General features: G+C 46.2%; 7 protein-coding genes and 1 pseudogene. 6 read left to right on the plus strand and 2 right to left on the minus strand.

Annotated elements, in window-relative coordinates; genetic code table 11:
• Positions 1–565: 565 nt before the first annotated feature.
• The 5 genes and pseudogenes from ACUVJL_RS25235 (at position 566) to ACUVJL_RS25255 (ending at position 4,392) form a co-directional block, all read left to right on the plus strand.
• A complete protein-coding gene (locus tag ACUVJL_RS25235; RefSeq protein WP_445248343.1) occupies positions 566–2,029 on the plus strand; it encodes a methyl-accepting chemotaxis protein in 1,464 nt (487 codons plus the stop codon).
• 640 nt (positions 2,030–2,669) lie between these two features.
• Positions 2,670–3,029: a helix-turn-helix domain-containing protein gene (locus ACUVJL_RS25240; protein ID WP_445248344.1), complete on the plus strand. Its 360-nt coding sequence runs from the start codon at positions 2,670–2,672 to the stop codon at positions 3,027–3,029.
• Positions 3,030–3,258: 229 nt separating this feature from the next.
• A complete protein-coding gene (locus ACUVJL_RS25245) occupies positions 3,259–3,477 on the plus strand; it encodes a hypothetical protein (protein ID WP_445248345.1) in 219 nt (72 codons plus the stop codon).
• Between the two features lie 287 nt (positions 3,478–3,764).
• Positions 3,765–4,034 (plus strand): annotated as a pseudogene (locus ACUVJL_RS25250) (methyl-accepting chemotaxis protein); the annotation flags it as partial.
• A gap of 46 nt (positions 4,035–4,080) precedes the next feature.
• Entirely contained in the window at positions 4,081–4,392 is a 312-nt protein-coding gene (locus ACUVJL_RS25255) for a hypothetical protein (RefSeq protein WP_445248349.1), read from the plus strand.
• Positions 4,393–4,689: 297 nt separating this feature from the next.
• Here the strand turns inward: ACUVJL_RS25255 and ACUVJL_RS25260 are convergent, their stop codons facing one another.
• Positions 4,690–6,321: a DUF3352 domain-containing protein gene (locus tag ACUVJL_RS25260; RefSeq protein WP_445248346.1), complete on the minus strand. Its 1,632-nt coding sequence runs from the start codon at positions 6,319–6,321 to the stop codon at positions 4,690–4,692.
• Between the two features lie 148 nt (positions 6,322–6,469).
• On the opposite strand from ACUVJL_RS25260, the gene thyD reads away from it, so the two are divergent.
• Complete coding sequence (gene thyD, locus ACUVJL_RS25265) at positions 6,470–7,396, plus strand: thylakoid membrane protein ThyD (protein ID WP_445248347.1); 927 nt, start codon at positions 6,470–6,472, stop codon at positions 7,394–7,396.
• Between the two features lie 697 nt (positions 7,397–8,093).
• Here the strand turns inward: thyD and ACUVJL_RS25270 are convergent.
• Positions 8,094–9,769, minus strand: a 1,676-nt coding sequence (locus ACUVJL_RS25270; RefSeq protein WP_445248348.1) for a COR domain-containing protein, incomplete at its 5' end; no start/stop codon positions are given.

Consider the following 9,769-nt stretch of genomic DNA (forward strand, 5'->3'; position numbering starts at 1 on the left):
ACAAAAACGATTGCTTGACTTCACTGCGTTGCGTTTGGCTGCGCGACATGAAACGCCATGACAAATTCTAAGGAATGAGAATTAAATAACTTCCACAATTTTAATTGTTATTGTGGGATGGGCGTCCCGCCCGTCCAAAAAAGGACGGGCGGGACGCCCATCCCACAAACTTGTGGAAGTTATTTAATTCTCATTCCTTAGAATTTGTCATGGCGTTTCATGTCGCGCAGCCAAACGCAACGCAGTGAAGTCAAGCAATCGTTTTTGTCTGAGACAGCTTTTCTGTCCTGTTGCAACCGCGGCGCTGCAGAGAAGTATTTAGACGGACATGATTTTACCGCCGAATCGGGGTCGCACCTGCACAAACGATGTCCGCGCAGCCCGAAGCTAAAGAAAACAGGCTAATAGAACAGAATTTGCTATGATACTATTTTCTACTGTCACTGCACGGCATCGAACCCAAAAGTCGCCGCCTCATTTGAGTTGCCAACGCGGGACTCCCAACCACTATCGCAGGGTCACAACATTAATAAGGGAAATGTTATCTTAAATTCAGGAAAAAAAGATGTTTGCTAAACTCAAAAATTTAAACATTAGAAACAAAATGCTGCTCGGATATCTAGCGCCAGCAGCTATATACTTAGGGTTTCCCGTAGTAGTTATCGCTACTACAAATGAGGTGTTGAAAACTTTCCAAGAAACGGAAAGGGTACAGCAGGTACTCGGAGAAACAACTAATATATCCCTAGGTGCGGAGCAAATGGTACGGGGGCTACGTGGGTATTTAATTAATAAAAATAATGATTTTTTAACGGATTTTCACGCAGGTGCAGAGTTGGCTCTGCAGTCGGCGGATAATGTAGCGCCGACCGTTCAAGATCCCGAACAGAGAATTCGTTTGCAGAGGATGCGAGAGCTAGTCAAGCAATATTATGAGGGTTGTAACGAAGACATGGTTCGCTTAGTGCTGCAAAATCAGACAGCGACAGCCATTGCTGTATTTAATACAGAGAAGTACAAAAATCTAGTGAATGAATTTTTGAAAGTGAACCGGGAATTTCGGGAAACAGAATTAAATCTGGTTAACCAAAAAACGAAAATCACCAAGGAAGCTTTAAGCTTTTTGGTATCGATCCTGGTGGTTGGTTCGGTGCTGTTAGTGCTGTTTGGTGCGGGTATGGCTTGGCTGATGTCGTCAGGAATTATTACAACTATCGATCGCGCAATTAGTTCTATCGCCAGTTCTTCCACTGAGATTGCAGCAACAGTTGAAGAACAGGAACGCATGGCAAGCCAGCAAGCAGCTTCAGTTAATCAAACTACTACGACGATGGACGAATTGGGCGCATCTTCTAGGGCGACTTCAGAGCAGATAGAAACTGCCGCATCTCAAGCAATGCAAGCTTTAAGTTTAGCTGGCTTAGGTACAAAAGCTGTCGAAGAAACTTTAAAAGCAATGGCAACGCTGAAAACTAGAGTGGAGGATATGCAAGGGCAAATTATGCAGTTGAGCGAGCAAACCGATCGCATTGGCAATATCTCAAGTCTAGTTAGCGATTTGGCAAATCAAACTAATATGTTAGCGCTAAATGCTGCCGTGGAAGCAGTACGGGCGGGCGAACACGGCAAGGGGTTCGGCGTTGTGGCTTCAGAAATTCGCAAACTTTCCGATCGCAGTAAAAAATCTGCCACGCAAATTAATCTGTTAGTTGCTGATATTCAGAAAGCTATTAATTCAACGGTAATGGTGACAGACGAAGGAACTAAAACTGTGGAATCTGGGGTAAACATTGCATCAGAAACCGCTGCGGCCTTTGCCGGAGTGGCTAATGCAATTAACAACGTGGTTTTGAGCTCTCAGCAAGTTTCGCTGAATGCCAAACAGCAAGCGGTTGCGATCGAACAAGTGGTGGAAGCTATGAACTCTCTCAACCAAGCAGCGGCACAAACGGCTTCCGGTATCACTCAAACTAAAGTCGGCACTCAAAAATTGAATGAAGCTGCTTTAGATTTAAAAGCAATTATTTAGAATATAGCCTTTCTCAGTAACATGAGGTACTATCTGGCATAAGGCATAGGGCTCCGTGGGCATAGGCCTCCGTGGGCATAGGACTCCGTGGGCATACCTCACCACCCTGGAGAACCGCTATACTGCTGCTCCTAATTTTAAGTACCTTGATTCCAGTATCTCTTGTAGGCTGGTAGGGAATTTTTTCTTCTGCGGCTGCACTGCAAACCTTAGCATTGAGTCACCTTAGTGAAAGTGTCGCCTCCAGGGGTAACAGTTTGAAAAATATCAGTGACCATATTTTGTGCCTCCGCACATATCCCCCTCTTCAAGAAATGATTAGATATAGAGAGGGAAATAAAGTAAACCGAGCAACTAATTCAACGTATCAAATTTGGGTTGAGCGAATGCAAATCATATTTTAATCAATGATAGGAGTCAATCCATATTATATGCAGTTGCGTTACATAAATGAGAAAGGTAACAAGCGAGTGCGCCTAGATTAGGACGGGAAAAATATAAAAATTATTCCAGATTCCCAACTGCAAAATCAAGCTCATAGGGGTTAGTTTTACTTAACTAGAAAGCTCAAACCTGGATAAATATACAGCATATCCCATGTAAATGTGGTACACTAAACTCAGTAGCTCAGCGCCAAAAAATGAAAGCTTATTCGATCGAGTTTCGTGAAAAAATAGTTAAAGCTTATGAACAAGGTGATACATCCATTCGGAAAATAGCTGCCCAATTTGATGTGAGTAAAGGCTTTGTCCAGAAACTATTGAAACAAAAACAAGTTACTGGTGATATTCAACCCAAAAAACAAGGTGGAAGCCTTAAAAGTGTGTTACACTCGCACACAACTCAATTGACCCAGATGGTGGAAAAATATCCTGATAGCACATTGTCAGAATATTGTGAATATTGGCTATCGACGCACAACCAGTCTGTCAGCCCTAGTATGATGTGTCGCGAACTCAAAAAACAAAATTTGACGCGAAAAAAAAACAATACGCAGTAGTCAGTCGGCAGATCGAACGAGTGCAAATTTTGAGGTGTTCCTTATGGGGATTAGGTGAAAAAAATCGACCAGAATACCTCATATTTTTGGATGAAATGGGCATTTTGTTGGGTTAAGACGAACCCGTGCAGGCTCAAAATATGGTAGTATAGTCTCGGATTTAAAACCATTGTATCCGGGTGCAAAAGTCATAGTTGTCCGAGCAAGATGGTGCATCAGAGGGTCGGGTTTGACAAAGCAACAGGCACCTGCCGGTCCAAAACGCCACACTGCGGTTGATAGCTTCGGCAAGCGTGCTGTGGTGGTCACAGCAGCAAGTGTTCCTGAAGGTCAAGCGAGCAAACAGGTTCTCTCTTTCGGTTTACCAGATGGGACAAAGGGTTCCACGGCTGTATTTGCTCGCTTGTCGAGAGAGGTGACAGCGGCGGTTGGTTTCTCAAATCGGTGATAGATAGCTTGGGCTCGATTATTCAGGTGGTTTTACCACCGCAACAAATCTAAGGCTTGGTTTTACGGAAAAAAAGATCCGTGGTTGAACAAAGTTTTAGTTGGCTCAATTAATATCGACGGTTGAGCTAGGATGATCGGCTCTATGATTCGGCTTATGGTCAGGCGATTAGCCTAATTTGGTTTCCTTTGCCACTTTTCATACAGCCTCTTAGACACTTTGGGCAGATCTTCTGAGCAAATAGCCGAGCAAGCTGAGGCTGTTGCCGCCGCAGCCAAGCTTTAAATCTCGCGGAAGAAGGCTCTCAAATGGTTGAGCAAACTCTCAATCAAATTCTGGGTTTGAGAGAAGCTGTGGTGGCAATTTCTCAGCAAAATGAGCGACTTTATGACAGTACAAGTCAGATTGGCAATATCTCGGCTTTAGCAAGTTTGGTTAGCGATTTAGCCAGCCAGACGAATATCCTGGCTGTCAACACCGCTGTCGAAGCAGTCAGATCTGGTGACTACGGCAAAGGTTTGGCGGTGGTAGCAAGCGAAATTCGCTTTCTTAGCTGATGAAAGCCAAGAAGCGGCGCAAAAGATTAATGGTATTATTCCAGAGATTAAACGTGCGATCGACTCGACTGTGACACCAACAGAAGAGGGACACACAACAGCAGCCGCAGGGGTGAAAACTGCACGAGAGACTGCTGCTGCTTTTACGGGTGCTAGGAAAGCTTGCAATCGGGTGTTTGCTAGCAACCAACAAATTTATTTTAATATTCAACAGCAGGCGATCGCTATTCAGCAAGTAGGTGACGCCATGAATTTTCTCAACCAAGCCACATTTCAAACAGTCAGGGGCATTACTCAAGTCAAAATCGGCACTCAAAAACTTAACGAAGCTGCATTAAATCTCACGTCTGTAGTGTAATAAGGAAGTTCGGCAACGAGGGGTGTACGGGATTTAACGAACTTAATGGATTTAATGGATGGAGGTTGAGGGAAGAGGGAAGTTCCGCAACGAGGGGTGTACGGGATTTAATGGATGTAACGGATTTAATCGATAGAAGGAAGAATTACCGATTACCAATTACCGATTACCAATTATATCGTTTCCGGTTGCATCGGAATGATTTAACCGCAGAGGGCGCTCTTAACGCAGAGGGAGAGAATACAGAGATGAATAATTCCGATGCTACCGGATTTGATATTACCCATTCCCAATTCCCTAATTGTGAGATTTTAAGGCAAAAAGCATCTCAAGCTGAGCAGTTGTGGGTTCTGTAGAAGCTGTGGCTACGCTAATTCCTCGGAGAGAATTGAGCAATTCAGCGACGGGCGGCGAAACTAAATTTGGCTGTACTGCGAGCAAATATTGGTTAGCCCAAGACATGGTTTTTTCCATATCTATGTAAAAGTAACCTTGGTTGACTTGCGGTAAAGAAGTGGCGATCGCCTGAAAACTCGGACTGCTGCTTAACGGCTGGGGCGGCGTCGAAGTAATCACATCGACTAAAGGGCCACCGAAAGCTACAAACACAGAATTTTCATTCAGCCAACCGTGCCCGAATAAAGTGCCTTGCTGAGGTATTTGCCACTCGGTAACTTCTTTGCCTTGAACTTGTCTGGGGGCGACGCTGACTGTAGGATTGCTTTTGGCGATCGCATCGAGTTTTTTCAGGGTTGCTTCTGCAGCAGGGCGATCGCTGGTTTCAAAAATCATCGCCGCCCCCATCCCCAACTGAGACAAAATACCTTGATCCGAACCGATCGCCCCGATCGCAAATTCCCCATTCATCCAACCAAAAACATCACGATCCGCGTCCAAATCCAACCGTTTAAAACTACTCCTCACCTGCTGAATTCCCCTGTCAACCTCCGGGCTATCTTTTGCCCTTGCCGTCGCCTGCGACCAAATTCGATCGAGGCCCTTGCCACCGACTAAAGCAATGGTTTCGCCGGGAAATCTGGGTAACAATTTCGATGCGACTTGTGGATTTTGCTGCACGAATTTAGGGTCTAACTGAGCGATAGTTTTTACCCTCAATCCCGCACTGTCCGCCCCAATTCCCGCTACCATTGACTTGACTTGTTTGAACTGGGAAAACACTGTCCAAGGCAACGGGATATCTGCGGGCAAATTAGCTTTCAATTGCTCAATGGCAGCAGGATAGTCAGCAATATAAACAGTTGCGATCGGATTCTTGACACCAGCACTCTCTGCAAAAAACTTAGTTGTGCTCTGCTGCGTAGCGAGGGAGGGTTCTCCTTTAAAAGTATCGATCGCCAATTCCAGAGGCTTTCTCAAAGGAGCCATCACTAATTGGTCGTTCAGCAAAGCCACATTGTAGCGCTTGCCGGTTGGCTCTGCAATCTCAAAAATTTTAACTCCTTTATACTCGGTTTCTTGAGTAGTTGCACCAGGCTGAGATTTTAATTTATTCGCAAAATTCCAAGCGCTAATTTTATTTTTGACGCTGACTACAACTAGCAGCTTAGGAGGCTCGGTTTTCGCAGCAGCATCAGGGGGCAACAAAGCGACCATCACCCCCCCCAGCCAAGGCTTTAAGTCCCTGTCAAAGTCGATTTGAGTGCCTGCCAAGCTTTGTTCTTGAAAGGTCTTCAAACCCTGACCGACCAACTTTTGAGCCGCTGGCGTGCCAAATCGCTGCAACTCGGACAAGGCTTGGGGATTGGGGGAGATGAAGGTGGCCATCATTGCTTCGTCGGGTACAACTTTGGCGCTGTCTTGAGGGTTGGATACTTTTTGGCTCAAACCCTGGAAGTAAAAGTAGACCCCAGCGCTACCTGCTGCGACGATGGAGGCAGCAATTAGAAGCTTTGATTTTTTTGCAGGCATGGTTTGTGTTCCTCGTGTCCTTTATCAGTTTAATGAAAATACACTTGGCTTGTGGGGAGGCGATCGAGGCTGCTGTTTATTTTTGTATAATTCAAAACAAGTTTGGACGATCGTCTAAACTGCTAGAACTGTGCATTATTGGTAAAAGATGAAAGTAGCGATCGCGGGAGCAACGGGATTTGTAGGTAGCCGGCTGGTGGAGAAGCTGCAAGCTGCGGGACATCAAGTGGTGGTTTTGAGCAGGGATGCGGCGAGGGCCCTGCGAGTTTTTCCGGCTTCAGCTTATCCGAATTTGGAAGTTGTCGCCTATACTCCGGCGTCGTCTGGTGATTGGCAAAAGTCAATTGCGGGCTGCGATGGTGTTGTAAATTTAGCCGGGGTTCCGATTGCGGAGGAAAGGTGGACTCAGGCGCGCCAGCAAGCTATTCTCGACAGTCGCAAACTGACGACGGCAAAATTGGTGGAGGCGATCGTCAATGCTAATCCTAGACCATCGGTGTTTGTTAGCGCATCGGCGATCGGCTATTACGGAACCAGCGAAACCGCTGAATTTGACGAAACTAGCCCTGCTGGGGATGATTTTTTAGCTGCAGTTTGCAAAGACTGGGAAGCAGCCGCCCAACCTGCAAAAAATGCGGGAACGCGGCTAGCAATTTTGCGGCTGGGGATAGTTTTGGGAATGGGAGGCGCGTTGGCAAAAATGCTGCCACCTTTTAAACTATTTGCAGGCGGGCCGCTGGGCACTGGAAAACAGTGGTTTTCTTGGGTTCATCGCGAGGATGTGGTTGATTTAATTCTGTATGCTTTGCAAAATTCGCAAGTTCAAGGCGTTTTGAATGCGACAGCACCGAATCCGGTGCGGATGAATGAATTGTGTCAAACTTTAGGGGAAGTTTTAAAGCGGCCTTCTTGGTTGCCGGTGCCAAGTTTTGCTTTAGAATTGCTGTTGGGAGACGGGGCAAAACTTGTTCTGGAAGGGCAGCAAGTGTTGCCGAAACAAACTTTAGCTAGCGGTTTTCAATATCAATATCCGACGCTGAAATTAGCACTCGAAGAGATTTTATCGGGAAGTTAGGAACCTACGGAATAGAACCCGCCGAATAGAATTCGGATGCTCCACAAACCAAGTCTGCCCGCGCGGACTGGAAGAAAATTCCCCGTTACCACGCTCTGCTGATTGGTGACAACTTAAGACTGAAACCCATAATAAATGTCCCTTTTAGTCGAGTCTCGATCCCCCTAAATCCCCCTTAAGAAGGGGGACTTTGAGAAGAATCTTGTCGCCCCCTTATTAAGGGGGACTTTGAGAAGAATCTTGTCCCCCCTGATAGTCGGGGGACTTTGAAAAGAATCTTGTCCCCCCCTTATACCAATGTTTTATGAGGCCCCGTAGAATCCGATCCCCCCTAGCCCCCCTTAATAAGGGGGGGACAAGATTCCGATCTTTCGTCCCCCTTCTTAAGGGGGATTTAGGGGGACCGAGATATGTGCAACTTCACATTAAATTGGTATTAAGAAGGGGGACTTTGAGAAAAATCTTGTCCCCCCCTAATAGTCGGGGGACTTTGAGAAAAATCTTGTCCCCCCCTGATAGTCGGGGGACTTTGAGAAGAATCTTGTCCCCCCCTTATTAAGGGGGGTTAGGGGGGATCGAGACTTCGATACAAACAAGAGAGACGGTCGGTGTGAGCTTAATTTGTCACCAATCTGGGAACGAGGGATTTCGTGTTTAAATTATCACACATCGTAATAATGGTGTCAAGATAAAAATCTTAATACTCATCTACAAACTGAGGATGAACCCACAGAAATTCGCGGCGTCTGTTCTGCACCCGCACCAAGCCACCAAAACCAGGATCTTTTGCTTTTAGCAGGGCGTGTAATTCTCGCAAAATCGAGCCTTGGGCGCGGATGGCTGCTTCGCCCTGTTGCCAATCAGGGGCATCTCTTTCGGTAGACAAATTAGTCGCTAAATCGCTTCCTTTCAAGGTAGACTCGATGCTTTTTTGTCCTAAATCGAGTTCTTCTTCAATACCTTTGTAGGTGGCTTCATCTAGTATTAACTTGGTTGCCGAGCTTGCGACAGGTAAGACTAGACTGAGGGTTCCGCTCAATATTTTGAGATAGGGGGCTGCTTTGGTAAACCATTCGCGCGACACTTCCAATTCATAAACTCCCTTCTTATTGTCGTTAGGATTTAAGGCGGGAAGGGGCAAACGAGAGTGTTCGCACCAGAGGGTGATTTGAATTTTTTGACTTATCCATTTGGGGCGATCGAAAAACTTGGGATCGACGGGCTTAAAACTGAACAGGCGCGGGCCATCTTTCGCTTCATCGGTGAGCATTTGCATCAGCGACGCAAATTCCTCATCGACTTTGCTGAGAATTATCCGCTGATCCTGAGACAATGACTGAAAGCGTTCTTCACCTCGACGATCGAAAATCACTAAATCTTCGCGGATGATTTTTAGCTCGTCTTTGAACATATTTCGGAATTGCTGAATGCCGATTTCTTGCGATGGGGGTTGAGCAGTCGGCGCGTTATTTAGCAGACGATCGATGTTTTGCCATTCACCACAGCCTGAAATGGGACAGGGATACTCATGACGATTCTTCTTTTTGCTCTCAATTAGTTTCTCAACCTCAAATAGCGCGTTTCCAGGCGCATTCATACCGCAAGGCGCAATGCAGGGAACCATCACATTACATCGCAATCCTTCCCAGAAATTCTCGACTAGCCATTTAATCTCTTCCGTGAGATAAGACAAAAACCGTTCTGGATAAGCTGCCCGCACGGTAATTTTTACATCAGTGTTAACATATTCGAGCAATGCCCGACCGTTGTAGTCATTGTCAAGCATCAAACCCCGTTGCCAATGGATACTTTCTTCGTAATTGCAGCGCCCCAGTGAGTATTTGTGCAAGCGCACAATCAATTGATAAAACAATCCTTCTGCTACTGCAAGTTGTCCTCGATCGTCTACAATCTGGCAGATTTGCACTTGTTGTCTGTCTCCCGCTTCCGGTTGTTCTCCCCAATTGGGCAATTGGGGGCGTGTATCGCGTACAAGTTGAGCAATCAAGCTGGTATTGCTGGGTTTAGCGGGGTCGAGCACGACGCGGTAGGACAAATCGAAGCGTTCCATCAGCTTGAGAAAGATGGGATGTAGTTGTTTCGGGTAGCCGTTCTCGCCTGGAAACGGGGGATTACTCCATAATTCGCCCAGATGCTCAAAATCTACTAAACCGTTGCGGCGGCGGGTTGTTTCATCATCGAGTACGAAGCTGATTGCCTTTGCTAGCCAGTCGGGTTTGAGGATGACGATATCCCGCAGTATTGGATCGTAATGGTAATGGATGATATGCCCCAAGGTATGGGAAATGCGAAGGAAAAGTTCTGCTTGTTCCTTATCGATTCCCTGTTGAGCGCAGATGGCAAGGACATCAT

This window comes from Microcoleus sp. OTE_8_concoct_300, from assembly GCF_031383065.1.
Taxonomy (GTDB): Bacteria; Cyanobacteriota; Cyanobacteriia; order Cyanobacteriales; family Microcoleaceae; genus Microcoleus.

Excerpts from the sequence above, each read along its gene's own strand:
- ACUVJL_RS25235 (WP_445248343.1), top strand. The coding sequence starts at position 566 with ATGTTTGCTAAACTCAAAAATTTAAACATTAGAAACAAAATGCTGCTC.
- ACUVJL_RS25240 (WP_445248344.1), top strand. The coding sequence starts at position 2,670 with ATGAAAGCTTATTCGATCGAGTTTCGTGAAAAAATAGTTAAAGCTTAT.
- ACUVJL_RS25260 (WP_445248346.1), bottom strand. The coding sequence starts at position 6,321 with ATGCCTGCAAAAAAATCAAAGCTTCTAATTGCTGCCTCCATCGTCGCA.
- thyD (WP_445248347.1), top strand. The coding sequence starts at position 6,470 with ATGAAAGTAGCGATCGCGGGAGCAACGGGATTTGTAGGTAGCCGGCTG.